The following is a 24,911-nucleotide window of genomic DNA, read 5'->3' as shown; positions in this document are numbered from 1 at the left end:
GAGGGCCGCTCGAACCGGGCATCTGTCGGCGGAATCTACAGCGGTTCCCACCGAGTTCATCGGCTCAGGATCCGGCCCGACCGGTTCCGTAGACAGGCCAGGATCTAGGTATGGCAGCGGACGTGACGGTGGTCGGTGGCGGAATCTCCGGGCTCGCGTGCGCCCGAGCGGTCACGGTCGGAGGCCTGTCGGTCCGCGTTCTCGATCGCGGCCGCCGCGTCGGCGGGCGTCTGTCGAGCCGAACGCTCTGGGGGCGCCCGGTCGATCTCGGTGCCTCCTACTTCGTCTCGGACGATTCCGACTTCGACAGCGTCGTTCGCGCATGGGCGGACCGTGGCCTCGCCCGCCCCTGGACCGACACCTTCGCCGTGATCGACGCCGACGGTGAACAGACGCGCAAGAAGGGACCGATGCGCTGGGCTGCGCCGCGAGGGCTGCGATCGCTCGCTGTAGATCTCGCGGAAGGCCTCGATGTGCGCACCGAACACACCGTCGAGCGCGTCGAGCCGCACCGCATCGACGGGGACGAGGCCGGCGAGGTCGTTCTCGCCATGCCCGGCCCCCAGGCTGCGCGCCTCATCGACGTTGCTCCCGGCGGTGAGCTCGCGTGGGAGCCCGTCATCGCCGTGGCGCTGCGATGGGACAGCAGGCAATGGCCGATCGATTTTCACGGCGCCTTCGTCGACGCCGACCCGGACGTGTCGTTCATCGCCGACGACGGCGACCGCCGGGGCGACGCCGCGCCCGTGCTCGTCGTGCACACGACAGCCGAGCGCGCCCGTAGGCACCTCCACGATCCTGCGACGGCGATCCCGCCCGTGCTCGACGCCGTGCGACGGCTCCTGCGGATCGACGCCGAACCCGCCGTGACGTTCGCCCATCGCTGGACGTTCGCCCGCCCCGTGGAAACGACCGGTGCGCCGTTCTTCCGGACTCCGGGGCTGTCCGCCTGCGGCGATGCCTGGGGTGATCGGGCCGCTGTCCGCACGGCGTGGGGCTCCGGTCACGCCCTCGGAAGAGCACTCGCCGAGACGTGAGGCAGCGCTGTGCGGGGGATCGCATCGAGGAGGCATGATCGACGGATGACGTCATCACGACTGGTCGACCTGTGGCCGGCTGCCGGACTTCGGATTCGCGCGGGGGATCTCGAGCTGCGGTGGATAGATGACGAGCTCGCTGTTGACCTGGCCCTGCTCGCGGGTAGAGGGATCCACGACGAGAGCCTGATGCCCTTCGCCCACCCCTGGACGCGAGGCAGCGCGCGGGATGTGGCTCGCAACGTCCTCACTTTCCAGTGGGCGGCGCGTTCCCAGATCGGTGTCGACCGGTTGGTGCTCGAGTTCGGCGTGCTGGTGGGAGGGGAGCCGGTCGGCATCCAGAGCGCTTCAGGCCAGCATTGGTCTGTGCTTCGCGAGGTCGAGACTGGATCCTGGCTGGGACGAGCTCATCAAGGCCTCGGCGTCGGAAGCCGGATGCGCGCGCTCATGCTCCACTTCTGTTTCGAAGCACTCGGCGCGCAGAGCGTGATCTCCGCCGCGTTCGCTGACAATCCGGCGTCGCACGCGGTCTCGCGCCGTACCGGCTACGTCGTCGACGGTGTCCAGCGGGTCGTTCGCGACGGCGCCGCGACGACCCAGACGCGCTATCGCCTCGATCGTGATCGCTGGCAGGTCGTTCGTGATCAGAACCGCGAGCTCCTTGGCGCCGACGTTGAAATCGTGGGCGTCGAGGCGTTGCTCGCGGACCTCGACCCGTCTCAGCGCGCAACGGACGATCGATCAGCCGGCGAACGCCCTGACACGCGGAAGACATGAGAGCGACGATTCGAGCGCCGCGACCGGCGGACGCGGCAGCGATCGCCGAGGTGCACGTCGCAGCCTGGCGGGAGACCTACTCGCACCTTCTCGCCGCAGACTTCTTCTCCCCGTCGTACCTGGCCGGTCGCCAGCGGCTCTGGAGACACGTGCTCGCTGAGCCACGGGACGACATGACGATTCGCGTCGCGGAGATCGGCGGTGACATCATCGGGTTCGCCTGGCTTGGGCCCGGTGAAGGACGGGACGCCGAGGCACCGCCGCGCGACCGGCTCCTCTACGCGATCTACGTCCTCGCTGACCATCACGGAACGGGCGCCGGGCAGGCCTTGCTCGATGAGACCGTCGGTGAGGGGCCGGCGATGCTCTGGGTCGCGAAGGAGAATCCCCGGGCGGTCGCCTTCTACCTGCGCAACGGGTTCCGCTTCGACGGCGTCGAGCAGAACGACCCGCATGCCCCGCTGATCACCGACGCGCGAATGGTGCGGTGACGTCGATGCGCGGCCATCCGTCCGCCCTGTCCGCCCCGTTCGTTCGTCGAAGATGTACGCGTCCGGCGAGTCTGGGCGTACATGTGCGACGGACGAACTCCCAGATGCGCCGCCTCTCCTGACCTCCTCGTGCAACGACGAAACCCCCGCTCGATCACATCGGGCGGGGGTTCGTTTTGGTACTTCAGCGTACGTAGGCTCTCATGATCGACATCCTTCCGTCGGGGGACCTCGAGAGTACCCAGCGATCCGCGATCAGGCAAGGGGTGGGGTGCCCCCAGGTCAGCTGCCCGCGCCACGCCATTCGTCGGAAGTGAGGTGAGATCCGGCCTGAGGACCCATCTGCAGCATCCCGCCGTCGACGACCCAGCTGGCCCCCGTGACGTAGGACGCCGCAGGCGAAGCGAGGAACGCCGCCACAGCAGCGATCTCGTCAGGCCTTCCCGGACGACCGAGCGGGATGCCGGGGCGATGCGTGTTCTCGGCCTCGTCGGCGTCCATGTCGTTCAGGGGTGTGGCGATCTCTCCCGGACCGAGGGCGTTGACGGTGATTCCGTACTCGCCGAGCTCCTGCGCCATGGTCTTCACCAGACCGCCCAGCCCGTGCTTCGACGCGACGTACGCGGCACTTCCCACCCGGGGCTGGTGCTCGTGCACGCTCGTGACGGCGATGATGCGTCCACCGCGACCCGCGGCGACCATCCGGCGCGCCGCAGCCTGCATCCCCACGAACGCGCCGTCGAGGTTGAGGAGCACATCCTTCCGCCAGGCTTCGACGTCGAGATCGAGGAACGGACCCCCCGACCCGCCGCCGGCGTTGTTGACGAACACGTCGACGCCGCCGAGTTCGTCGGCCAACGCGTCGATGACCTTTGCGGCTCCCTCGAGATCGGTCGCGTCGAACTGCGTCACCACCGCCCGGGAGCCGCGGGCACGCACCTCTTCGGCGGTCTTCTCGGCGCCGTCCTTGTCGGAGTGCCAGGTGATGCCCACGTCCAGCCCGGCCTCGGCGAGAGCGATGGCGGTCGCTGCACCGATTCCGGAATCGGAGGCGGTGACGATGGCATGCCGGGGAGTGAAGGTGTCGGTCATGGTCCGACGGTATGCCGGAATGGGTCCACCCGCGTGGGCCTTGCGGTGCGTGACGGCGCTCGCTACGCATTGACCGGGCCGGCCGCGGATGTCGCCGAGCTCATCCCGCTCCGGTTACGGTCGAACATGCCCACTGCGACCACCACGCCTGGCCCACGCGTCGGAACGGGGTGGCGCGTCACGGTGGTCCTGGCAGGGACCATCGTGATCTGGGGTCTCATGGTCTGGCTCTCCACTGCCGTCTGGGGGGATGAGGTGGGCCCGGCCAGACGCATCTCCAGCGCCCTCTTCGTCCTCGCCCTCACGGTGCCGATGATCGTGGTCGTCCGACGCTTTCTCGATCGCCGGCCGTGGTCGACACTGCGGCTCGAGATGGGGCCGAGCCTGTGGCGGCCCCTTCTCATCGGGGTGGGCTCGTTCGTGGTCCCCTCGGCGATCGGGCTGGGGGTCGCGAATGCGGCGGGGTGGGTCCGGATCACGACAGACCTCCCACCAGCCACGTTGGTCGGCGCTGTCGCCTTCACTGTGCTGACGGTCCTCCTGCTGGAGGCCATTCCCGAAGAGGTGATCTTCCGGGGCTACGTCTACCGCACTCTGTCGGCATCGGTCGCGCCCGTGCGGGCCGTGCTCATCCAAGCCGTCCTCTTCGCGCTCCTCGGCACGACACTGTGGGTCACGACGACCGGTTGGGGCGTGATCGCGGAGAGGGGCTCGCTCTTCCTCGTCATGGGTGTCGTCCTCGGCATCCAGCGACTGGTGTCAGACAGCGTCTGGACGCCGATAGGTTTCCATCTCGGCTTCCAGGTCGTCGCCCAGTCACTTCTGACGAATCCCGCCGTTCAGACGAGCAGCGCCCTGGTGGTCACCGTTGCCGGCATCGTGCCCGGTTTCGTTTTCTCCGTCGCCATCACGCGATTCTTCATCCGCCGGAAGACGAACTGGACACTCCCCGAGCCCGACGCGTCGCTCTGAGGCCGTCGGCGTCCGTCAGTTGCCGGCGGGGTCGTCCGCGGAGTCGCGGCGTGCCGCGGGCTTGCGGGCCGGTGCCGGAGCAGCCGCAGCCGCCGGCGCCGCGGCCCCCGCCATCCCCGTCCCGATTCCCCGGCCGACCGCCTGGCCCTGGATGATCGAGGCCAGGTCGAGTCCGGTGGCCGACTCGACGCTGTCGAAGACCGATCGCAGCGCTTTCGCGCTGTCGCCGCCCACGACATCCGACGCGCCGTCGTCGCCCGAGCTGCCGATGATCGAGACGTTGCCGATCGTGGAGTAGCCCTTGGCGAACTCGGCCATGATCGAGGGCAGCACGTCGAGCACCCGCTGCGACAGGAAGGCTTCCTGGTTCGAGGCGATGGCCTGGGCCTCGGCCTGCACCGCCGCAGCGCGCGCCTCACCCTCGGCGCGGATCGCGTCGGCCTCGGCCTGGGCGCGCAGGCGGCGCGCCGTGGCCTCGGCATCGGCGAGGGAGCGCAGCGCGTTCGCCTCACCGGTCGCCTTGGCCTCTGCCGCCGCGGCCTCACCGGCCGCGCGGGCGCGGTCGGCTTCGGCCTGCTGCTCGGCGATACGCGTGCGTGCCTCGGCCTGCTTCACCTGCTCGATCGCCGCGGCCTCGGCCGCCCGCTCGCGCGTGTAGAGCTCCGCCTGCGCGCGGGTCTCGGCCTCGTAGCGCTGCGCGTCGGCGACACGCTTGACGTCGGCATCGAGCTGGGCCTGCTTGTTCTCCGCCTGCTGCTGCAGCACTGCCTGCTCGGCCTGGGCGCGGGCCAGGTACTCGGCCTGCTCGGCCTCGGCGCGGGCCCGACCGACACCGGCATCAGCGTTGGCGGTGTTGGTGTCGAGGGCGGTCTGCTCGACGAGATTCGCTTCCTTGTTCGTGATGATCTTCTGGTTGATCGCACGATCGGCGTTGGTCTGAGCGATCTCGGCGGCCTGGCGCTTCGCCTGGATCTCGGGAGCACCGAGCGACTGGATGTAGCCCACGGCATCGGTGATGCCCTTGATCTGGAACGAGTCGAGGATGAGACCCTGCTCGGCGAGTTCGTGCGAGACGTCGGCGGCGATCTGGTCGGAGAACTTCTTGCGCTCGCGCATCAGTTCCACGACCGACAGGGTCGCGACGATGCCGCGCAGTGCACCTTCGAGCTGCTCGGTGGTGAACTGCTCGATCGCGGCGTCCTGCGAGGCGAAGCGCTCCGCGGCGCGGCGCACGAACAGCGGGTCGGAGCCGATCTTCACGATCGCCACTCCATCGACGTTCAGCGTGACGTTGTCGAGCGACTGCGCCTCGGCGTTCAGCGACACCTGGCGCGACCGCAGGGAGATGATCTCGTGGCGCTGCGTGATCGGGTTCACGAGCGACTTGCCGTTGACGATCACCGTGACCGGCGACTCCGACATCTCCGATGAGCTCGTGCCGTCGGCGGCCAGCACCGTGCTCTGCACCTTCTGCTTGCGGCCCGAGATCACCAACGCCTCGTCGGCGCGGGCGACCTTGATCCAGCTCCGTGCGAACAGCAGTGCGATCAGACCGATGACGACCGCGGCGACGACCGCGATACCGACGATGATCAGGATGCCGACGACTCCGGCGATCTCCATGTATGACTCCCCTTGTCACGCAAAACGGCGGCGGCCCACCCGACACCCCCACCCACCCTGCCAGACCGGCCGTGTGCTGACCGTATTCGGTGGAAGAGATGTGGAAACCGTTGACCAGCGAAACCGCCGAGGGTCACGACGGGTAGAGAGCGACCAGTTCACGCGCGCGCCTCGCGACGGCCTCGCAGAGCGCATCGGGTGCGAGGACGCGCGCGTCGAGCTCGAGCTGCCACACCGCCCACACGGCGTGGCGAAGGTCGTCGAATGCGACGTCCAGCCGCAGCCATCCGGGTTCGGCCGGCCGTTCCGCACGGAGGGCCCGCACCGTTCCGAGCAGTTCGTCTCGGCGCGAGGCCCTGACCTCGAGGGTCACGGACAGGTGATCATCGGCGAGGAAACGCGCGCTGCGCTCGGCCCAGACACGGTCCAGGTCGACCCGAGCCGGGCGGTCGGCCGGTTCGGCGAGCTCCTCGGCGGAGAGCATCCGTGACAGCCGATACGTGCGGTCCTCCCCCGCGGCGAGGGCGAGCAGATAGGTTCGGTCGCGCACGGTCACCAGGCCGATCGGGTCGACGAGGTGCGATCGAGGCGTTCCGGTGGGGGCCGCGTAGTCGAATCGCAGCTTGTGTCCGGCCAGCACCGCGCGGCGGACCTCGCTCATGACCCCGGCCACCAGTTCCTCGGGGGCCGTTCGCCGGGACAACAGATCGCTCTCCGGTTCGACCAGCAAACGCCGGGCGGCATCGTCCACGTTGGCGCGGTGTCTGTCGGGCAGCGCGTCGATCACCTTCCGCATCGCCGATGCGAGCGGGGCGCTCAGGCCGAAGATGCTCCCACCCCGCGTGGAACCGGCCGTGAGCATCGCGAGCGCTTCGTCCTGATTGAGGCCGGTCAGTTCTGTGCGGAATCCGGGAAGCAGGGAAAAGCCCCCGTGCCGACCGCGGTCGACATACACCGGCACGCCGGCAGAAGACAGCGCCTCGATGTCGCGCAGCACCGTGCGGGGTGACACCTCGAGCTCGCCGGCCAGCTCGCGGGCCGTCATCCGCCCCCGCTGGCGCAGCAGCAGCACCAGCGAGACCAACCGATCCGCACGCATTTTCTCATTCTCGTGCAGAAACACGACACAAGGTGTCATGTTTCGTTGCCAGGCTCCTAAGAGCGGGCAATGACGGCTCCCGGCCGCCGGCTCCCGCGCACACAGAGATCGGAGTGGAAATGGATCGAACAGCAGTCAATCCGGTGACGTGGTCGCAGGCGATGGGCTTCAATCAGGGTGAGGTCGTCTCAGGAGAGACCCGCACCCTCTACATCTCGGGACAGACCGCCATGAGTGCCGACGGCCGGCCAGAGCATGACGGTGATCTCGCGGCTCAGCTCGCCTTGGCGGTGGACAACCTCGAGGCGGTACTCACCGCTGCGGGGATGTCACTGAAGAATCTCGTCCGGCTCAACGTCTACACCACGGATGTGGACGCGCTGTTGCCGCACTACGGCGTGCTCGCTGCCCGGCTCGGCGCCGCCGGGGTCGCCCCGACGACGACGATGCTCGGGGTGGGCCGGTTGGCGATCCCCGGCCAGATGGTCGAGCTCGAGGGGACGGCGGTCGCGTAGCGGGCATGCCCTCCTCTCCACGACGGTCGGCGGGAGCCCCGCCGACCGTCGTGACGAACTCCGCGGGCACCTCCCGCCACGTCACCCCTGACGCACCCCCGCGAAGCATCCCGGGTCTGGTCCTCGCGCAGGAACACCGGCACGATGGCGGTGACCCCGCCGTCGTCATCCTCGCCGCGTGTCTCGCGCACCGACGGTTCCTTCAGGAGGAAGCAGTGCTGCACAACCGGAAGTCACGCCGAGACGAACTGCTGGATGAGATCTTCGCCTCGCCCTATGCCGCGAGCACCTTGCCGAAGTACCGCATCCCCGACGACGAGCACCTGCCCGATCGAGCGCACCAGATCGTGGTCGACGAGCTGATGCTCGACGGAAACTCCCGGCAGAACCTGGCGACTTTCTGTCAGACCTGGCTCGAGCCGCAGATCCAGGACATCATGGCGCGCTCGATCGACAAGAACATGGTCGACAAGGACGAGTATCCCCAGACGGCGGCGATCGAGGAGCGCTGCGTGCACATCATCGCCGACCTGTGGAACTCGCCCGACGCCGCCGACACCATGGGGACGTCCACGACGGGTTCGAGCGAGGCGGCGATGCTCGGCGGGATGGCGCTGCTGTGGAAGTGGCGCGAACGACGCCGCGCGGCAGGCCGGCCGACTGACCGGCCGAACCTCGTCACCGGGCCCGTGCAGGTCTGCTGGCACAAGTTCGCGCGCTACTGGGACGTCGAGCTCCGGGAAGTCCCGATGGCGCAGGACCGCCTGCTGATGACCCCTGCGGAGGCGCTGGCCCGGGTCGACGAGAACACGATCGGTGTCGTGCCGACGCTCGGGGTGACCTTCACCGGCGCGTACGAGCCGGTCAGCGCCATCAGCGATGCGCTCGATCAGCTTCAGCGCGACACCGGGCTGGATGTGCCGATGCACGTCGACGCCGCCAGCGGCGGGTTCCTCGCCCCCTTCGTCACGCCCGACCTGGTGTGGGACTTCCGACTGCCGAGGGTGAAGTCGATCAACGCCAGCGGCCACAAGTTCGGGCTCGCGCCGCTGGGTGTCGGATGGATCATCTGGCGCGACGCCGCCGACCTGCCGAAGGACCTCATCTTCGACGTGAACTACCTCGGCGGCAACATGCCGAGCTTCGCCCTGAATTTCTCCCGGCCGGCCGGGCAGGTCATCGCCCAGTACTATCTGCTGCTCCGCCTCGGACGCGAGGGTTACCGCCGGGTGCAGCAGTCCTGCTACGACACTGCGCAGCACATCGCCGCGGAGATCGCCCAGCTCGGCCCGTTCGAGATCATCCATGACGGGGCGCCGGCAAGTGGCATCCCTGCGATCTCCTGGCGGCTGAAACCCGGGCAGGAGGCGCCCTTCACCCTCTTCGATCTGGCCGACCGGCTGCGCACGCGGGGATGGCTCGTGCCGGCCTACTCGCTCCCGGCCGACTGCGAGAACACGGTGGTGCAGCGCATCCTCGTCCGCCACGGCTTCGGTCGCGACGAGGCGTCACTGCTGATGGACGATTACCGCTCGGCCATCGCCCACTTCGACAACCACCCGATCACGGTGCCGATGTCAGAGGAGGAGGCGGGCAGCTTCCATCACTAGGGACGCCGGACGAGCGCGACCGAGCGCTCCTCGGCGACGAAACCCAGGCCCGAATAGAGCGTGTTCGCGCCGGTCGGGCTCTCGGTGTCGACGTCGAGGATCGCCTCGTCGATGTCGGCGTCGGCGATGGCGCGCAGCGCGTGGGAGATGACGAGTGGCGCGAGCCCTTCACGGCGCCGGTCACGCACCACGCCGATGAGGTCGATGTAGGCATTGCTGCGCCCCCGGGCCTCCCAGTCGTCATGGTTCACGGTGACGAGGCAGAAGGCGATGATCCGTCCGTCGGCGTCGACGACGAGTCGGGAGAGGTCGCCGCGGAAGAATTCGCTGCCGACGAACTTCCCCCACCCCTGCGGGGTCGAAGGGAGACTGCCCCAGTGGTCGCGGAACGCGTCGTTGCGCGCCGTGCGGGCGTCGTCTTCCCGATCGCTCGAGTGTGCGACGACCTCGACACCGTCGGGCTTCGTCACGTCGGGCACGGCGGATCGCTGCCGCACCATCGTGGCGAACCACCGCTCGGGGGTGAAGCCGAACGACGCGGCAAGGGCCTGATGACCGACGTTGATCGCCTCGGCGTACGTCTTCAGCTCCGCGGGCAGCTCCACCGTCGCCCCCGCAGCGGCCTCGGCGACCTGCTGCTCCGCCCGGGCGTTCTGCCACGCGAACAGCTCGCGACCGATGCCGCGCCGGCGCCACGCGGGATGCACGGAACCTGCGAGGTGCACGCTGAACTTCTCATCCCGCGAAGGGTGAAGGAACGAGCTGCCCGCGGCGACCGCCGTCCCATCCTCGGCGAACCCGATCAGGGTGTCGCGCGTGTGGTCGATGTGGGGAAGGTCGAACGTGTCGGCCACCTCCTCGCGAGGAGTGACCCAGGAGGGGTGATCGACGGCATCCGCCGCAGCGAAGACGCCGTGGATGGCGTCGATGTCGTCGCGCGTGGCGGTTCGCCACAGCGCGACATCCGGATGCTGCGGCGACACCGGCTCCCCGTGATCGCCGAATCGGGTTCCGACCGTGCTGTCCTCGCTCACGGGCCCACCCTACTCAGGGCCGCAGGAGTCGATCCGGCCCGGGCGCGGGCGCCTAGCGGTGACCGTCCTGATCGACGTCGGTGTACTCGCCGGGTGTTCCCTCGGGGTGGGTGCGGGTGCCGTCGCGCCCTTCGGCATCCTCGTACTCGCCTGGGGCTCCGCGGTGATCCGCGGTGCGCGTGCCATCTGCCCGCTCGGCGTCTTCGTACTGCCCCGGCACTTCGTCGTCCTGATGGGTGAAACGGCCGCTGCGCGTTTCTTCGTCGGTGTACTCGCCCTCATCGGGGGTGGACCTGTCGCTCACGATCGTCTCCTTCGTCGTCGTACCCCACACGCTACGCCCGAGGGCCGCCCCGCGGCATCAGGTTGACAGCGGATATCACCCCAGCTCGAGGCTCGTGATCCCGAAGAGGCCGTCGGTGTCGATCCGCGGCGGCTCTCCCGTGTACATGCGGGCCGTCTCGAACGACGGCGCCCACCTCTGCGCCTGCGCCCATGCCACGGCGCGCGCATTGACGCCCGGCACGTCGACGGCCACCGAGGTCGCTCTCCGGTCCTCCGCGAGCGCGCTGGCGAGCGCCGAGGCGATCGCAGCGTCGTCGGTGAAGACGGGCCCGAGCCGCGAGGCGGCAGGGGCATCGCGCAGCACCGAGAACCCGACGATCTCGTCGTCGCGCAGGGCGACCCGGGCGCTGCGCGCGGGCAGGCTCACCCACGCCGCGAGGAACGCGTCGCGGGGCGCCCCGAAGAAGCGCCGGTCGTACGCCGCCAGGCGGTCGAACGGGATGTCTCGGGCATCGACGAGGCGCACACCCGCGGGCGGCGACGCGGGCGCCGGAGCGCCCTCATACCGGATGTTCGTCCACGCCGGGCCGAACCCCGACCGACGGTAGTTCTCCTGCTGCGCGACGACCCCGTCCAGGGCGACGACGCGTCCCGTCATCCGTTCCATTCCGGCCCGCCACGTCTGGAAACCGAGGCCCTTCCCCCGCACATCGGGGCGGGCGATGTACATGCCGAGGAACCCGAACGCGTCGCCGTAGCCGATGACCGAGATGGATGTCACGGGCTCGCCGTCGAGCCGGCCGATGAGGAACCCGCGGGGGTCGGCGACGGCGAACGCCTGCGCGTCGGTGACGCCCGGGTTCCACCCCTCGGCCGCAGCCCACTCGGCCATCATCGTCACTTCGGCGGCGCTCGCCGTGCCGATCTCGAATCCCATGGTCAGACCGTAGCGCGCGGTGCCCGGGCGGTCAGCGCCGGGCAGTCCGGTTCGTGCCGGGTGGCCCAGCGCTCAGTCGTTCTCGCCGAAGCCGTCCTTCACCAGATCCCGCAGGGCGGCGACCGCCTGCTCGGCGTCGGGCCCGTCGGCTTCGATGCGCAGAACGTCGCCCTTGGACGCTCCCAACGACAGCAGGCCGACCATACTGTTGGCCTTCACCGGTCCGGCTCCCGAGGTGGCGTTCGAGATCCGGATGTCGGCGGTGAACGTCCGCACGGCGCGGACGAGCGTCGCCGCCGGGCGCGAGTGCAGTCCGACCTTGTTGACCAGCGGCTCCTCGGCGGTGATCCCGTCGACAGGCGCCGGTGCAGAATCCGCCGGTTCCGGAGCTTCGTCCGCCTCGTCCCGCCGCTTCGCGGCCAGGGCGCCCCGGGCTTCAGCGGCGACCTCGTCGAGGGTGCTGCCCGAGAGGGCCCGCACGATGCCTGCGGTCAAGCCCTCCACGAACGGCCCGTCGCTGATCCGCACCGGCTGCGACGACTCGCGCAGGTCGAGGGCCAGCTCAGCGCTCAGCACCGCCGAGCCGAGGTCGGTCATGATCAGCACCCCGTCGGCGTCGGCGAGCTCGTCGATCGCGTCGGCGATCGCGGCCGCGTCGGTGCCGAATCCGCCCTGGGCGCCCGAAGCGATCCGCACCGGCGGGGGTTCGTCGTGCACCATCTGCATCGCGAGGTCGAGCGCTGCCTCGGCCAGGGGACGGCTGTGCGAGACGACGACGAAGCCGATCACCCCGCAGACTCCGTCAGCGCCTCGCTCATCGTCCGCAGCAGAATCGTCGCCGACACCGAACCGGGGTCGATGTGCCCGGCGCTGCGCTCGCCGAGGTACGAGGCTCGGCCTTTGCGCGCGACGAGCGGCTCGGTGGCATCCGATCCCTTCTGCGCCGCCTCCGCTGCCGCCGTCACCGCGTCGGCCGCCGACGCGCCCGAGGCGACCGACGCCGACAGGGCATCGATCGCCGGGTCGAGCGCGTCGACCATCGTCTTGTCACCCACCTCGGCGTGACCCCGCGCGACGATGCCCGCCACCCCGGCACGCAGCGCCTTTTCGAGGTCGGCTGCGCTCATCTCACCGTCTGCGGGAGAGTTCTTGCCCATCTCGAGGAAAAGGGTGCCGTACAGGGGTCCGCTCGCGCCGCCGACGGACGAGATCAGCGTCATCCCGACGGTTTTGAACAGGGCGGGGATGTCGGCGGGCGAGCCTGCATCGAGCTTGGCGGTGATGGCGGTGAACCCACGGTTCATGTTCGTGCCGTGGTCGGCATCGCCGATCGCCGAGTCGAGCTGGGTGAGGTAGTCGGCGTTCTCGCTGAGCGCCGCGGCGGCGCGGCGGAGCCAGTCCTGCAGCGTGGCGGTGGTGACGGCATCCGCCATCTCAGGCGCCCCATCGCAGGCCGCTGGTGTTGACGGGGGCATCCCAGAGGCGCAGCACCTCGTCATCCGCCTGGGTGAGGGTGAGCGAGCACCCGGCCATGTCGAGGCTCGTGATGTAGTCGCCCACCAGGGAGCGGGCGACCTCGATGCCGCGCTGCTTCAGCGCCGCGGCCACTTCAGCGTAGACGACGTACAGCTCGATCAGCGGAGTGCCGCCGAGGCCCGTCAGCATGGCGATCACCGGCCCGCCCGTGAAGTCCAGGTCGGCGGTGATCGACGAGACGAGCTCCTCGGCGATGTCGTGCGCGCTCGCGAGCGGCACGCGCGTGCGACCGGGCTCGCCGTGGATGCCGACGCCCATCTCGATCTCGTCCTCGGGCAGGTCGAAGCTGGGCTTGCCGGCGGAGGGCACCGTGCAGCTGGTGAGGGCGACGCCCATCGACCGGCTCGCCTTCGAGACCTTCTCGGCCACGGCGGCCACCTCGGCGAGGGGGCGGCCTTCGGCGGCGGCGGCCCCGGCGACCTTCTCGACGATGACGGTGCCGCCGATGCCCCGGCGCCCGGCCGTCCAGGTCGAGTCCTCGACCGCGACGTCGTCGGCCACCAGGACCGACGCCGTCTCGATCCCCTCATCCTTGGCGAGGTCGGCGGCCATCTCGAAGTTCAGCACGTCGCCGGTGTAGTTCTTCACGATGAAGAGCACGCCGGCGCCGGTGTTCACCTTCGTCGCAGCAGCGAGCATCTGGTCAGGGGTGGGCGAGGTGAAGATCTCGCCCGCGCAGGCCGCGGCGAGCATGCCCGGGCCGACGAAACCGCTGTGCAACGGCTCGTGCCCCGAGCCGCCACCCGAGACGAGCGCGACCTGGCCTTCGTTGCCGGCGGTCGGGCGCAGCACCAGACGGTTCTCGTGGTCGACCTCGAGTTCGGGATGGGCGGCCTCCACCCCTCGCAGCGCGTCAGCGAGCACCGTTGCGGGGGCATTGATGAGCTTCTTCATGCGGGTCTCCTCTTCATCGAGTGCCTCGGTGGCCGGCGCGAGACCGGGATCTGCGCACCTGAGATGACAGTAGACACATCCGGTGGGGTTTCGGTATGGGTTCTTGGGGAGTTCGAAGGAGCGGGCGCCGCCGCGCGTCGCGGAATGCCGAATTCGCTGTCGAGGTTGGACAGGACATGGATGCCACGGGCCAGACCTCTTCCCGGCTCGCCGACGCCACGGCGATGGGCCCGGTGACCCTTCTCGTCGGCGATCTCGACGCGATGACGCGGTTCTACCGCGATGTCGTCACCCTCGAGGTGCTGGGGGCCGAGGGCGACACCGTCACTCTCGGGCGTGCGGGGCGAGCCATCGTCATCCTCGTCCACGCGCCCGAGCTCCGTCATGCGCCGCAGGGCGCAGCCGGGCTCTACCACACGGCCATCCTGTTCGAATCGCAGGCGGCGCTCGCCGCCGCGGTGTACTCGGTGGCGCGTCAGGCGCCGCAGACCTTCACCGGCAGCGCCGATCACCTGGTCAGCCAGGCGTTCTACTTCACCGACCCCGAGGGAAACGGCATCGAGCTGTACTGGGATCGGGAGCGCACCGAGTGGTCGTGGACGCACGGGCGCGTCGAGATGGGGACGCTCTTCCTCGACCCCAACGCGTTCCTCCGCGAGCACCTGACGGAGGATGCCGCGGCGGGAGCCACCGCCCGTGACACCGCAGGCGTGGGCCACGTGCATCTGTCGGTGGGCGACATCGCCAGCGCGCGGGCGTTCTACGTCGACGGCCTCGGCTTCGCCGAGACCGCCGATCTCCGGGGTTCGGCCCTCTTCGTCAGTGCGGGCGGATACCACCACCACATGGCGATGAACGTCTGGAACTCGAGGGGCGCGGGCCCCCGCATGCCGGCGCTCGGGCTCGGTCGCGTCGACCTGGTGCTCCCCGATGCCGACGACCTCGGCGAGCTCGGTGAGCGTCTGCAGCACCACGGCGTCGCGGTGCGCGACGACGGCCGGGGACTCTCCTTCGACGACCCCTGGCGGAACGCGGTCTTCGCCACCGTCGCCTGATGTCCCGTCTCGTGTCAGACGACGGTGCGGCGCAGGCGGTGGCGACGGTCAGGCGTGCCGACGACACGTACGCGCCGCGATGGTGGTCGCCGGCGTCGCCCGACGATCACGGCGTCGACATCGCGTCCTGGACCGACACCTTCGACTGACCGCGCGTGCGTCCCGGCCAGGCGGGATGACGACGGATGATGGCGGCAAGCGCCACGCCGACCACGGCGCCCAGCCCGTTCGCGACGAGGTCCCGCGGGTGGGAGATACGGTCGAGGGGGATCTGCGCCAGCTCGATCCCGAGGGTGAGCAGCAGGGGCAGCGCGAGCGCGAGTACGCCCCGCAGGAGCAGGCCGGTGGCAACCCCGATCGGCACGAACATCAGGACGTTCAGCAGGATCTCAAGGCTCCGCCCGTCGGTCCACGCCGCCTCATCGGTCCACGCGGCGGGGTTGAGGATGCCCCAGCGCGCCTCCGACCCCTCGGTCGCCCACGGCAGCGGGCGAAGCGTCACCCAGAGGACGAGGCTCGTGTAGAGCGCGCCCAGCAGGAACACGGCGGCCGACACCGTCCGTCGAACGGCGGGCGGGGCGGTGCTGCTCATGGTTCGATCGAACCGGGCGTGCGCCGGCACGTCAACGCGATACGGCAACCCCAGCACCTCTGCACCGCGGTTTCCCAGGCGTCGCGTGGCGGCGGAGCGCGCTCATCGGCGGGCGAGCGCCTCCCAGTCGGCGTCGATCATCCGGGGCTTGCGACGCGAGATGCGCGCCCGCAGGACGGTTCCCACCTCGGGCCAGTACCGCTTGTCGAGCACGACCTCGGTCTGCAGGGTCTCGCTCTCGAGTCCGGGCGCTTCGAGCGCCACGTCCATCGTGCAGGTCTGGTAGCGCCGGCGGAGGGTGGGCGGCGTGAGGGAGAGGATCCGGATGGTGCCCACGTACGCATCCGCCATCTTCGATCCGCTCAGGCGCTCGAGGGTCGCCGCCGCGTCGTCTTCCCACTCCTCCATGGTGCGAGCGTAGTGGGCAGGGCGCGCCTGGCCCGCGCGCGTCACGACCCGTCACCTTTCGCGGTCTCGGTCTCCGCCGAGCCGCCGTTCTCGACGGATCGCCGCCGGCAGATGCGCGGACGACGAGGCCCGGGGCCGCCCGGGCTGTGCTTCGATGAAGACATGACGCTGCAGGGGAGAACGCGATGAAGGCCACCATCATGTACGGCGCCGGCGACGTGCGCGTCGAAGAGGTCGCCGATCCCGTCATCCAGCAGCCGACCGACGCGATCGTCCGCACCGTCCGCACGTGCATCTGCGGCTCCGACCTGCATCCCTATCACTCGATGAAGCCCTCCTCGCGCGGCCAGAGCATGGGGCACGAGCTGCTCGGCGTCGTCGAGGAGACCGGTTCCGCGGTGACGACGGTGAAGAAGGGCGATCTCGTCATCGCCCCGTTCGCCTGGTCGGACAACACCTGCCCCACCTGCCGCGACGGCTTCCAGACGGCCTGCCCGCACGGCGGCTTCTACGCCACGCGCCAGACCGCGGGCCTCCAGGCCGAGCTCTCCCGCATCCCTCTCGCCGACGGCAGCCTCGTCCCCGTGCCGGGGGTGACCGAGGATGACACCGCGGTGCTCCCGTCGCTCCTCACCCTGTCGGATGTGTACCTCACCGGTTATCACGCCGCGTTCATGGCCCGGGTGCGTCCCGGCCAGACCGTCACCGTCGTCGGGGATGGCGCGGTGGGTCTGTCGGCGGTGCTCGCGGCGAAGCAGCTGGGCGCCGAGACCATCATCCTGATGGGCCGTCACCGCGCGCGCACCGACCTCGGCGTCGAGTGGGGCGCGACCCACGTCGTGCCCGAGCGCGGCGATGAGGGCGTCCAGCGCGTGCTCGAGATCACCGACGGCCTGGGAACCCACGCCGTGCTCGAAGCCGTCGGACACATGCCCGCCTACGAGCAGTCGTATCGTGTCGCGCGGACGGGAGGAGTGATCTCCCGGGTCGGCGTGCCGCAGTACGAGGAGGCGGGGGTGGGCTTCCGCTCCCTCTTCGGGCGGAACCTCACGCTCACCGGCGGCCCCGCACCGGTGCGCGCCTACATCGAGGAAGCCATCCCGCAGGTGCTCGACGGCACCATCGAGCCCGGTCGCGTCTTCGACGTCACGATGCCGATCGACGAGGTGCCGGCCGGGTATGCCGCGATGGACGCGCGCGAAGCACTCAAAGTGCTCGTCACGGTCTGAGGGTGGCAGCTCCCCGCACGGCAGCGCGCCCCGTCGGCACGCCGGCGGTGCTCGTCGCCCAGTTCCTCCTGCGCACCGCGTCGGCCGCCGGCGCGCTGGCGCTCGGGGCCTACTTCGTCGACCTCGCTCGCGCCGGAGCACCCGTCGGCGCCCTCATCCTGGGGGTGCTCTCGGGGCTGAGCTTCCTCGCCGAGCTCGTCCTCGCCCCGATCGCGGGATCGGCGAGCGACCGGCGGGGGCGTCGCGTCTTCCTCATCGCGGCGCCCTTGCTCGCCGCCGCCGGCATCCTCATCACCCCCGGCGCGTCGCTGATCGCCGTGGCGCCGTCCGCCGCCCTCGTGATCGCGGTCGTCGCGGCATCCCGCCTCCTCGACGGGGCGGGAGCCGCGATCGCCGCCCCCGCGACCCTCGGCCTTCTCGCCGACGCCAGCGACGACGACCGGATGCGACGGGGACGCGTGACGAGCATCTACGAGCTGTCGTCCTCCGGCGGCATCGCGCTCGGAGCGGTGACCGGTCCGCTCCTGTACGGAGCGTGGGGACTGTGGTCGTTCGTCGCCCTCGCGGCCGTCTATGTCGCGGCATCCCTGCTGGTGGTCGTCTTCGTGCGACCGGATGCCGCGGGCGCGACGCCCCGGCGGACGCGTGGCGTCCGTGAGCGCATCCGGATCATCGGCCAGCCGCGCCTCGTGGCGTTCCTGCCGGCGTGGATCGCGGTCAACGCCATCCTCGGCACGTGGGTCACCTCGCAGATCACCTTCGTGCTCGCCGGCGACCGCACCGCCGAGGGCCAGCTGCTCCCCGGCGCCTTCGCCGACAACGAGGCGGGCCTCTCCGCCGTCCTCGGCGTCTACGTGCTCGTCTTCAGCCTGTGCATCGTGGCGTGGGCGTTCTTCATCGGCCGCCTGCCGACGATCCCCACCCTCTTCGTCACCGTGGCGGGCGCGGTCGTCGCGTCGATCGGACTGCTGCTGCTCAATCGCGGCGCACCGCTGGCGGTCGCGATCCCGATCGTGATCGCGGGGATGTTCCTCGAAGCGGGGTTCACCCCCGCCGCCCTCACCCACCTCAGCGACATCTCGTCCGAGTTCCGCGAGGACCGCGGTCTGATCATGGGGGTGTACTCGGTGGTCGTGGGCGCGGGCTACCTGCTCGGCAACGTCCTGGGCGGCGTCTTCGCCGAGTGGCTGCTCTTCGACGGGCTGGCGATCCTCACGATCGGGCTCGCGATCGTCGCGATGGCGTCGATCCTGGTGATGGCGGTCGTCGAGCGGCGGATGGTTCCCCGCGCCTCCGGTGTCACACGGTCGAGCTGAAGTACAGCAGTCCGATCGGCACCAGCATCATGACACCCAGCACGATGCCGGTGATCGAGAGGCCGTAGCGGCGCTTGCGCGTGACACCGACGATGAGACCGGCGATCGCCAGCAGCAGCACGAGCGCTCCGCCGATGCCGAGCGCCGGGATCATGACGATCAGCAGCCACCAGATGGCGTTCATCTCGGGGATGAGCCCGATGAGGAAGACGAAGAGTGTCGGCACCAGCCCGACCATCGCGATGATGACGGCGATGAGCCCGAGGATGTCGAAGCCCTTCTTCCGCGCCGGCTGCGGCGCCGGCATCGCCGCGTACCCGGGCCCGTAGCCCTGGCCGTACCCCGGTTCATACCCAGCCGTCATCGGCGTCCCCCTCCGTCGGAGCGATCCTAGGGGAGCACGAGGTGCGGGTCGATCATCGTCATCCCCGCGGGCGCGGCGGTGTCGAAGCGGGGGAGGAGCGCGGATGCCTCGTCGAGCCCGATCACGCGCTCGATGAGGTCCTGCGGGCGGAGCCTGCCCGCCGCGACGAGCTCCATCATCCCGGGGTAGTCCGCCGCCGCCATCCCATGGCTGCCGAGGATGTCGAGCTCCCAGGCGATCGCGCGCGCCATGGCGACGGGGGAGCGGCCGTCGTCCGTCGGCAGCAGTCCGATCTGCACGTGCCGTCCGCGGCGGCGGAGGCTCAGCACCGCATCCGCGGCGGTCTGAGCGCTGCCGACCGCGTCGACCGAGACGTGCGAACCGCCGCCGGTCAGCTCGCGGACGACATCGGGGACGGGCGGTGCGTCCGCGCCCCCGACGACGACGTGCGCCGCACCGAGGCGGCTCGCCACCGCGAGCGCGCGGGGGTTGGTGTCGATGGCGATCACCCTCGCGCCGAGGGCGACCGCGATCATCACGATGCTGAGGCCCACGCCGCCCGCCCCCACCACGGTCACCCATTCGCCGGGCGCGACGCGGGCCCGGGCGGTCAGCGCCCGAAAGGCCGTCGCGAACCGGCAGCCGAGCGCAGCGGCGGCCTCGAACGACACCGCGTCGGGGAGGGCGACGAGATTCGTGTCGGCGGCGTGGAGGGCCACCCTCTCCGCGAAGGATCCCCAGTGGGTGAACCCCGGCTGCTGCTGGTCGGGGCACACCTGGGCATCGCCCGCCCGGCACCACTCGCACACTCCGCACCCGCAGACGAAGGGCACCGTGACGCGGTCGCCGACACGGAAACAGGCGACGCCGGATCCGACCTCGGAGACGACGCCCGCCAGTTCGTGGCCGGGCACGTGCGGGAAGGCGATCTCGTCGTGGCCGGCCCACGCGTGCCAGTCGCTGCGGCACAGGCCCGTCGCGCGGACGTCGACGACGACGCCTCCCTCTGGCGCCGCGGGCTCGGCGACGTCGGTCACGGTGGGCATGCCGCGGACGGCATGGATGAGGACGGCGCGCACAGGGCGAATCTACCCGCCCCGACCGCCGTCTAGGGTGGGGGCGTGCCCGAGCCTCGCGTCACCCCTTCCGCCCCGACCGGCCTGCCCGACACCGACACCGTCGTGACGTACCCCCAGGGCGCCACCTCGAGCACCGGACGGGTGCTGCACGTCGAGGAACTCGGCGACGGGCGTTCCGCTGTCCTGCTCGACGTCACGTGCGTGCATCCCGTCACCGCGGCCTGGCCCGATCAGCCCGCCGACCGCGCGACCCTCGAGGCCGCAGGGCAGACGTTCCCCGTCGTCGACGCGGTGGTCGGTGGCATCCAGGACGGTCGCCTCTTCCTCGGGTCCGACCTGCCCGTGCGGATCGGGACGGAGGGCTGGGTCTTCGTCGTCGCGCACATCGTCGAGGGCTCGGCGCCCGCGGTGGGCGCCGAGGTGGACGCGGTCGTCGATGCCGATCATCGCGCCGCACTCTCGTCCGGACACACCGTCTGCCACCTCGCCTCCCTCGCCCTGAATGCCGCCCTCGCGGGGGCGTGGACGAAAGACGTCATGAGGGATGCGCTCGGCCACCCCAACTTCGACGCACTGGCGATCCAGACGAGCCGCATCCATCCCGAGGGTTCGGTGGACGTCTACCGGGTCGGCAAGTCGTTGCGGCGGAAGGGTTTCTCCGCCGCCGGGCTCGATGACCTCCCCGCGATCGAATCGCACGCGAACATGCTGCTCGCGGAATGGGTAGTCTCGGACGCCGCCGTCCGCATCGAGCGCGACGGAGACGGACTGTCGTCGCGCCGCGCCTGGGTGTGCGAGCTCCCGGACGCCACGGTCGAGATCCCCTGCGGCGGCACCCACGCGTCGCGCCTCGGCGCCTTCTCGTCGGTGTCGGTGGCCCTCGAAGCCCGCGACGTCGAGGGAGCCCGCGAGATCACGATGACGACGACGGGTCGTCCGGCCCTCTGACCCTCTCTCGCGCGGCACCATGGAGACATGGGTCGCACACGGAGAGGTTCGGATGCCGCCGAGCCGCGGCATCCGAAGATCTGCGCGTCCTGCGGCCGCACCATGGAGTACCGCGCCCGATGGGCGGCGAACTGGGACGCGGTGAAGTACTGCTCCGATGCGTGCCGCCGCCGCGGTGTGACGCCCATCGACCGTGAGCTCGAGGCGTCGATCCGGCAGACCCTCGCGTCGCGTGCGGCGAGCTCGTCGATGTGTCCGTCCGAAGCGGCGAAGGCCGTCGGCGGCGAGGAATGGCGTGAGCTGATGGAGCCCGCGCGGCGGGCCGCGCGGCGCCTCGTCGCGGCAGGTGAAGTGGAGATCACCCAGGGCGGCCGTGTGGTCGACCCGTCGACGGCGAAGGGGCCGATCCGCATCCGGCGCAGCCCCGCCTCCGGTGCGACGATGGAGGCATGAGCACCTCGATCTCTCCCCGCCGTCTCGATTGGTCCGAGGGGCGTTGGACCCACGCGCCCGTCTCCGCCGAACGGCGCGGTGACGACCTGGTCGTCACGGCCGTCGAAGGCAGCGACGCCTGGCTGCGCACCGCGTACGGCTTCGAGCACGCCTCCGAGCACGGGCTCATCGCCCCGTTCCCCGTCGGCTCGGCGATGGAAGTCGAATTCACGGCCGATTTCACCGAGCAGTTCGATCAGGCCGGGATCTTCGTGCGGATCGACGAGGAGCGCTGGATCAAGAGCGGTGTGGAGTTCTGCGATGGTGAGCTCGGTGCGGGCGCCGTCGTCACCGACCGGCGTTCGGACTGGTCGGTCGGTGCCGTGCCCGGGTGGAGCGGCCATCGCCTGGTCATCCGGGTGAGCCGGGGTGACGACGCGATCACGGTGCGCGGCGGTGTGGCCGGCGAGCCGATGCGGCTGCTGCGGCTGGCGCCGTTCGACGGCGCCGCCGAGGCATCGGCGGGTCCGCTCGTCGCCGCGCCGTCTCGCGCCGGACTGACCGTGGTGTTCCACTCCTGGCGGCTGACCGAAGCGGACGCGTCGATCCACTGATCCGGCCCTCCCGCCCGCCGCGCGGGCGTACGCTCTGAGCATGATCGAGCTGTTGGCACTCGGAGGCATCGCCGCCGGTGTCACGGCGGTGGCGTTGTGGGTCACCCGGCCTCGACGCAAGACGTCGACGCCGCATGACGACACGCTCCGGGTCGGGCAGGCCGCGACTCCGTCTCCGTACGAAGCGGCCCGTCGCGCAGAGGGAAAGGCCGCCTGGACCCGCATCTCGGGCGCCTGAAAGGGATGTCGTCCCCCCTGATCGGACCCGTGGCGCCGCCCGCCCTGCACGTCATGACCTTCAACATCCGCCGTCGGCTTTCTCCGACGCTGCGGCGCGTGGACCGGTGGAGTCACCGGCGAGCCGCGGTCGCCGCACTGCTGGGAGCGGAACGGCCCCACGTCCTGGGTGTGCAGGAGGCTCTCCCCGACCAGGCGCGCGACGTCCATGCCGCGCTCGGCCCGGGTTACGTGGCGATCGGTCACGGACGACGCCGGGATGGCGGGGGAGAAGCCTGCCCGCTCTTCTTCGACGCCGACCGCCTCGAGCTCGAGAGCTGGCGGCAGATCGCCCTGTCGGACCATCCGGATGAGCCCGGATCGCGTTCGTGGGGCAACAGGGTGCCCCGCGTCGCGGTCATCGCGCGGCTGCGCAACCGGGCGACATCCGCGGGGTTCGTCGTGGTGAACACGCACTTCGACCACATCTCCCGGACGGCGAGGCGTCGCTCGGCCGAGGCCGTGCGCCTCCTCGTTGCCGAGACGGCGCTCCCGGGCGTGGTGGTGGGCGACCTCAACTCCGGGGAGGGGACGGTGCCGATCAGGGAGCTGCTGCGGGATGCGGCGCTACGAGACGCCTGGGCGGTCGCCGGCGAGCGGGTCACGCCCGAATGGGGCACCTTCCCGAACTACGGTGATCCCCGCGTGGGCCGGAAGCGCATCGACTGGATCGTCGTCACACGCGACATCGAGGTGGAGCGCGTCGCGATCAACCCGTCGGCCCCGCAGGGCCGCCGGCCCTCGGACCACCTGCCGGTCCAGGCTGTGCTGCGACTTCCCGAGCGACGCGCCGATCACGCCCTGGACTGAGCGGCGGCGTCGTCGCCGGACTGCGGGACGCGAGCGGGTGGGTCACCCGGCCGGATGCCGCTCCGCGTCGTCAGGCGCACGGCGCAGACCGCAACCTCCGGCGATGAGCAGCGAGGGGACGTCGCCGGTGCGCATCAGCGTCCACAGGGTGTGCGTGCACGACCGGCACCGCACGATGAACGCGTCGCGGTCGGCCTCGACCTGCCATTCCGCGAGCGGCGCCGCGGTGTGACAGCCGCCGCACTCGACGATCAGCATGCTGAGGTCACCCGCGAGGAGATCCTCCAGGGCGCCTACTACGGCGTTTCCGTCGACGACGTGCGCCGTGTGAGGGTCGTCCCGGCCGGGGTGTGTGGCGTGGGAGACGCGGGTGGGGTCGTCGGACATCGTCATCCTCCGAATCGTTCGGTGCGCACGCGCGTCGGCTCATGACCGGCGGCGACCATCGCGTCCGCCGCGGCTTCCACGAAGCGGGTCGGTCCGCAGATGAAGGTGAGCGGATGCCGCGCGGGCGGCCATGTCGCCGCAGCGACCCGGTCGGGCGTCAACCGGCCGACGGGCTCCGGCCAGCCCTCGGGGGCGGCGCGGGTGTACGCCCACGTGAGGTCCAGGGAGCGACCGGCGAGGTCGAGGATCTCGTCGCGGTAGAGCGCGTCGTCGGGGCTGCGCACCGAGTAGAGCAGGCGGAAGGGCACGGGGCTTTCCGACCGGTCGTGCGCTCGCGCCATCGCGAGGAGGGGCACGATCCCCGATCCGCCCGCAACGAGCTGCACCGGGTCGGGGTCGGACTCATGCCACACGAAGTATGCGCCGAGTGGGCCTTTCACCTCGAGCATGTCGCCGACCTCGGCCACGTCGACCAGGTAGGGCGAGACCTCGCCGTCGGGCACGGTGTCCACCGCGAGTTCGACGCGTTCGCCCGGCCCTGACGAGGCGATCGAGTACGACCGCTCGGCCTGGTAGCCGTCTTCCGCGGTGAGGCGGATGTCGAGGTGCTGGCCCGGATCGTTGCCGGGCCAACCGGGGACGTCGAGGGTGAGGACGCGCGCGTGGCTCGTGGTCGGCCGGACCGCGGCGATGCGCGCGGCGAGCCACCCGGTCGTCCTCACCAGTACCGCTCCTCCAGCCAGGGGTCGCCGCGCAGGTGGTAGCCGTTCTGCTCCCAGAACCCGGGATCGTCGTGCTGCTGCATGACGAGGCCCCGCACCCACTTGGCGCTCTTCCAGAAGTAGAGGTGCGGTACCAGGAGGCGGGCGGGGCCTCCGTGTTCGGGGTCGAGCGGCTCACCGTCGAACTCGTACGCGATCCAGGCCTTGCCGTCGAGCAGGTCCTCGAGCGGCACGTTCGTGGTGTACCCGCCGTAGGAGTGGGCCATGACGTAGTCGAAGCTCGTCTCGACGTCTTCGAAGAGCGTGTCGAGGGCGACGCCCCGCCACGAGGTGCCGAGCTTCGACCATCGCGTGACGCAGTGGATGTCGGTCGACACCTCCTCCGACGGCAGAGCGGTGAAGTCGTCCCAGCTCCACCGCGCCGTCTCACCGGTCTCGGTGCGAATGGAGAACGACCATTCCGAAAGCGGAATGCGCGGTGTGGGGCCCGCGGAGAGGACGGGGAAGTCGGTGGTGAGGTACTGGCCGGGCGGGAGATCCGGGTCGGCGTCACGCCGACGCGAGCCGAATCCGCGGGTGAACTGGGCCATCGGAACCTGCTTTCGCGAGGGTGGTGCCGAATCGGGGTGTGACGCTCTGCCGCGAGCCTAGGGCGCGCGTGCCCGCCGCTCAACCCGCGTCGGCGCGTCCGCCGACGCGGCGGAGTGTCCTCAACTCCTGCAGAATCGAGCGCAGGGCGCGCAGCAAGTGTTTTCCCCGCCTTTCGCCTCGGGATTG

General features: G+C 70.5%; 32 protein-coding genes. 15 read left to right on the top strand and 17 right to left on the bottom strand.

The annotated features are described in order from the left end of the window. Positions 1-110 precede the first annotated feature (110 nt). Positions 111-1,037: an NAD(P)/FAD-dependent oxidoreductase gene (locus tag V6S02_RS11240; RefSeq protein ID WP_336400947.1), complete on the top strand. Its 927-nt coding sequence runs from the start codon at positions 111-113 to the stop codon at positions 1,035-1,037. Between the two features lie 54 nt (positions 1,038-1,091). On the opposite strand, the gene V6S02_RS11235 is transcribed toward V6S02_RS11240, so the two are convergent. Further along, complete coding sequence (locus tag V6S02_RS11235) at positions 1,092-1,214, bottom strand: hypothetical protein (RefSeq protein WP_336401683.1); 123 nt, start codon at positions 1,212-1,214, stop codon at positions 1,092-1,094. Between V6S02_RS11235 and V6S02_RS11230 the strand changes: the two genes are divergently transcribed. Together V6S02_RS11230 and V6S02_RS11225 are read left to right on the top strand one after the other, a co-directional pair. Further along, positions 1,161-1,814 (top strand): GNAT family N-acetyltransferase, encoded by a 654-nt coding sequence (locus V6S02_RS11230; protein WP_336401654.1) that lies wholly within the window; start codon positions 1,161-1,163, stop codon positions 1,812-1,814. The genes V6S02_RS11235 and V6S02_RS11230 overlap by 54 nt on opposite strands. Then, positions 1,811-2,305 (top strand): GNAT family N-acetyltransferase, encoded by a 495-nt coding sequence (locus V6S02_RS11225; RefSeq protein WP_336400946.1) that lies wholly within the window; start codon positions 1,811-1,813, stop codon positions 2,303-2,305. Before V6S02_RS11230 ends, V6S02_RS11225 begins: the two co-directional genes overlap by 4 nt. 282 nt (positions 2,306-2,587) lie before the next feature. Here V6S02_RS11225 and V6S02_RS11220 read toward each other — a convergent pair whose 3' ends face one another. Next, positions 2,588-3,397, bottom strand: a complete 810-nt coding sequence (locus tag V6S02_RS11220) for an SDR family oxidoreductase (RefSeq protein WP_336400945.1) — start codon at positions 3,395-3,397, stop codon at positions 2,588-2,590. Positions 3,398-3,523: 126 nt separating this feature from the next. Here V6S02_RS11220 and V6S02_RS11215 point away from each other — a divergent pair, with 126 nt between their 5' ends. After that, entirely contained in the window at positions 3,524-4,369 is an 846-nt protein-coding gene (locus tag V6S02_RS11215) for a CPBP family intramembrane glutamic endopeptidase (RefSeq protein WP_336400944.1), read from the top strand. Positions 4,370-4,384: 15 nt separating this feature from the next. Here the strand turns inward: V6S02_RS11215 and V6S02_RS11210 are convergent, their stop codons facing one another. After that, positions 4,385-5,992: an SPFH domain-containing protein gene (locus tag V6S02_RS11210; RefSeq protein WP_336400943.1), complete on the bottom strand. Its 1,608-nt coding sequence runs from the start codon at positions 5,990-5,992 to the stop codon at positions 4,385-4,387. Positions 5,993-6,125: 133 nt separating this feature from the next. Further along, the gene (locus V6S02_RS11205) at positions 6,126-7,091 is read right to left on the bottom strand and encodes a helix-turn-helix transcriptional regulator (RefSeq protein ID WP_336400942.1); all 966 of its coding nucleotides are present in this window, start codon (positions 7,089-7,091) and stop codon (positions 6,126-6,128) included. Positions 7,092-7,210: 119 nt separating this feature from the next. Between V6S02_RS11205 and V6S02_RS11200 the strand changes: the two genes are divergently transcribed. Continuing rightward, the gene (locus V6S02_RS11200; RefSeq protein ID WP_336400941.1) at positions 7,211-7,606 is read left to right on the top strand and encodes a RidA family protein; all 396 of its coding nucleotides are present in this window, start codon (positions 7,211-7,213) and stop codon (positions 7,604-7,606) included. Positions 7,607-7,611: 5 nt separating this feature from the next. Beyond that, positions 7,612-9,216: a glutamate decarboxylase gene (locus V6S02_RS11195; RefSeq protein ID WP_336400940.1), complete on the top strand. Its 1,605-nt coding sequence runs from the start codon at positions 7,612-7,614 to the stop codon at positions 9,214-9,216. On the opposite strand, the gene V6S02_RS11190 is transcribed toward V6S02_RS11195, so the two are convergent. The 6 genes from V6S02_RS11190 to dhaK all read right to left on the bottom strand — a co-directional run bounded on the left by V6S02_RS11190 (position 9,213) and on the right by dhaK (position 13,902). Beyond that, positions 9,213-10,250 (bottom strand): GNAT family N-acetyltransferase, encoded by a 1,038-nt coding sequence (locus V6S02_RS11190; RefSeq protein WP_336400939.1) that lies wholly within the window; start codon positions 10,248-10,250, stop codon positions 9,213-9,215. The two genes, V6S02_RS11195 and V6S02_RS11190, sit on opposite strands and share 4 nt — an antisense overlap. A gap of 52 nt (positions 10,251-10,302) precedes the next feature. Further along, a complete protein-coding gene (locus V6S02_RS11185) occupies positions 10,303-10,554 on the bottom strand; it encodes a hypothetical protein (RefSeq protein WP_336400938.1) in 252 nt (83 codons plus the stop codon). A gap of 75 nt (positions 10,555-10,629) precedes the next feature. Beyond that, positions 10,630-11,472 (bottom strand): GNAT family N-acetyltransferase, encoded by an 843-nt coding sequence (locus V6S02_RS11180; protein WP_336400937.1) that lies wholly within the window; start codon positions 11,470-11,472, stop codon positions 10,630-10,632. Positions 11,473-11,544: 72 nt separating this feature from the next. After that, the gene (locus V6S02_RS11175) at positions 11,545-12,261 is read right to left on the bottom strand and encodes an HPr family phosphocarrier protein (protein ID WP_336400936.1); all 717 of its coding nucleotides are present in this window, start codon (positions 12,259-12,261) and stop codon (positions 11,545-11,547) included. Next, positions 12,258-12,905: a dihydroxyacetone kinase subunit DhaL gene (dhaL, locus tag V6S02_RS11170; RefSeq protein WP_336400935.1), complete on the bottom strand. Its 648-nt coding sequence runs from the start codon at positions 12,903-12,905 to the stop codon at positions 12,258-12,260. Before dhaL ends, V6S02_RS11175 begins: the two co-directional genes overlap by 4 nt. A gap of 1 nt (position 12,906) precedes the next feature. Then, positions 12,907-13,902 carry a dihydroxyacetone kinase subunit DhaK gene (dhaK, locus tag V6S02_RS11165; RefSeq protein ID WP_336400934.1) on the bottom strand — a complete coding sequence of 332 codons (996 nt, stop codon included), beginning with the start codon at positions 13,900-13,902 and terminating at the stop codon, positions 12,907-12,909. A gap of 176 nt (positions 13,903-14,078) precedes the next feature. Here dhaK and V6S02_RS11160 point away from each other — a divergent pair, with 176 nt between their 5' ends. Next, positions 14,079-14,957: a VOC family protein gene (locus V6S02_RS11160; protein ID WP_124291954.1), complete on the top strand. Its 879-nt coding sequence runs from the start codon at positions 14,079-14,081 to the stop codon at positions 14,955-14,957. Then, on the top strand, positions 14,957-15,106 hold the full coding sequence (locus V6S02_RS11155) for a hypothetical protein (protein WP_164478097.1): 150 nt from the start codon (positions 14,957-14,959) through the stop codon (positions 15,104-15,106). The genes V6S02_RS11160 and V6S02_RS11155 overlap by 1 nt, the downstream gene beginning before the upstream one ends. Here the strand turns inward: V6S02_RS11155 and V6S02_RS11150 are convergent. Both V6S02_RS11150 and V6S02_RS11145 read right to left on the bottom strand, forming a co-directional pair. Further along, on the bottom strand, positions 15,064-15,549 hold the full coding sequence (locus V6S02_RS11150; RefSeq protein WP_336400933.1) for a VanZ family protein: 486 nt from the start codon (positions 15,547-15,549) through the stop codon (positions 15,064-15,066). The two genes, V6S02_RS11155 and V6S02_RS11150, sit on opposite strands and share 43 nt — an antisense overlap. A 102-nt stretch (positions 15,550-15,651) precedes the next feature. Beyond that, a complete protein-coding gene (locus V6S02_RS11145) occupies positions 15,652-16,002 on the bottom strand; it encodes a hypothetical protein (protein WP_336400932.1) in 351 nt (116 codons plus the stop codon). A 140-nt stretch (positions 16,003-16,142) separates the two neighbouring features. Between V6S02_RS11145 and V6S02_RS11140 the strand changes: the two genes are divergently transcribed. Then, positions 16,143-17,186, top strand: coding sequence for a zinc-binding dehydrogenase (locus V6S02_RS11140; RefSeq protein WP_205782991.1), 1,044 nt, complete (start codon positions 16,143-16,145; stop codon positions 17,184-17,186). 2 nt (positions 17,187-17,188) lie between these two features. Next, positions 17,189-18,502, top strand: a complete 1,314-nt coding sequence (locus V6S02_RS11135; protein ID WP_336400931.1) for an MFS transporter — start codon at positions 17,189-17,191, stop codon at positions 18,500-18,502. Here the strand turns inward: V6S02_RS11135 and V6S02_RS11130 are convergent. Both V6S02_RS11130 and V6S02_RS11125 read right to left on the bottom strand, forming a co-directional pair. Further along, positions 18,486-18,866 (bottom strand): hypothetical protein, encoded by a 381-nt coding sequence (locus V6S02_RS11130; RefSeq protein WP_336400930.1) that lies wholly within the window; start codon positions 18,864-18,866, stop codon positions 18,486-18,488. The two genes, V6S02_RS11135 and V6S02_RS11130, sit on opposite strands and share 17 nt — an antisense overlap. A gap of 26 nt (positions 18,867-18,892) precedes the next feature. Continuing rightward, on the bottom strand, positions 18,893-19,945 hold the full coding sequence (locus V6S02_RS11125; RefSeq protein WP_336400929.1) for an alcohol dehydrogenase catalytic domain-containing protein: 1,053 nt from the start codon (positions 19,943-19,945) through the stop codon (positions 18,893-18,895). A 42-nt stretch (positions 19,946-19,987) separates the two neighbouring features. Here V6S02_RS11125 and V6S02_RS11120 point away from each other — a divergent pair, with 42 nt between their 5' ends. Genes V6S02_RS11120 through V6S02_RS11100 form a run of 5 tightly spaced genes read left to right on the top strand, consistent with a single transcriptional unit; the run spans position 19,988 to position 23,025 of the window. After that, on the top strand, positions 19,988-20,893 hold the full coding sequence (locus tag V6S02_RS11120) for a metal-dependent hydrolase (protein ID WP_336400928.1): 906 nt from the start codon (positions 19,988-19,990) through the stop codon (positions 20,891-20,893). A gap of 27 nt (positions 20,894-20,920) precedes the next feature. Beyond that, positions 20,921-21,346 carry a DUF2256 and DUF3253 domain-containing protein gene (locus tag V6S02_RS11115; protein WP_336400927.1) on the top strand — a complete coding sequence of 142 codons (426 nt, stop codon included), beginning with the start codon at positions 20,921-20,923 and terminating at the stop codon, positions 21,344-21,346. After that, the gene (locus tag V6S02_RS11110; protein ID WP_336400926.1) at positions 21,343-21,939 is read left to right on the top strand and encodes a DUF1349 domain-containing protein; all 597 of its coding nucleotides are present in this window, start codon (positions 21,343-21,345) and stop codon (positions 21,937-21,939) included. Before V6S02_RS11115 ends, V6S02_RS11110 begins: the two co-directional genes overlap by 4 nt. 40 nt (positions 21,940-21,979) lie before the next feature. Then, positions 21,980-22,177, top strand: coding sequence for a hypothetical protein (locus V6S02_RS11105; RefSeq protein WP_124291946.1), 198 nt, complete (start codon positions 21,980-21,982; stop codon positions 22,175-22,177). 5 nt (positions 22,178-22,182) lie between these two features. Further along, a complete protein-coding gene (locus V6S02_RS11100; RefSeq protein WP_336400925.1) occupies positions 22,183-23,025 on the top strand; it encodes an endonuclease/exonuclease/phosphatase family protein in 843 nt (280 codons plus the stop codon). Between the two features lie 42 nt (positions 23,026-23,067). Here the strand turns inward: V6S02_RS11100 and V6S02_RS11095 are convergent, their stop codons facing one another. The 3 genes from V6S02_RS11095 to V6S02_RS11085 are packed head-to-tail and all read right to left on the bottom strand — an operon-like array spanning position 23,068 to position 24,724. Beyond that, a complete protein-coding gene (locus tag V6S02_RS11095) occupies positions 23,068-23,418 on the bottom strand; it encodes a DUF6510 family protein (RefSeq protein WP_124291944.1) in 351 nt (116 codons plus the stop codon). Then, positions 23,415-24,134 carry a ferredoxin reductase gene (locus tag V6S02_RS11090; protein WP_336400924.1) on the bottom strand — a complete coding sequence of 240 codons (720 nt, stop codon included), beginning with the start codon at positions 24,132-24,134 and terminating at the stop codon, positions 23,415-23,417. Before V6S02_RS11090 ends, V6S02_RS11095 begins: the two co-directional genes overlap by 4 nt. Beyond that, the gene (locus V6S02_RS11085; protein ID WP_124291942.1) at positions 24,131-24,724 is read right to left on the bottom strand and encodes a sulfite oxidase-like oxidoreductase; all 594 of its coding nucleotides are present in this window, start codon (positions 24,722-24,724) and stop codon (positions 24,131-24,133) included. Before V6S02_RS11085 ends, V6S02_RS11090 begins: the two co-directional genes overlap by 4 nt. Positions 24,725-24,911: the final 187 nt, after the last annotated feature.

Origin of the sequence: Microbacterium sp. CCNWLW134 (genome assembly GCF_037083565.1) — a bacterium.
In the GTDB taxonomy this organism is placed as follows: Bacteria; Actinomycetota; Actinomycetes; order Actinomycetales; family Microbacteriaceae; genus Microbacterium.
This window is presented reverse-complemented; position numbering and strand designations above follow the sequence as displayed.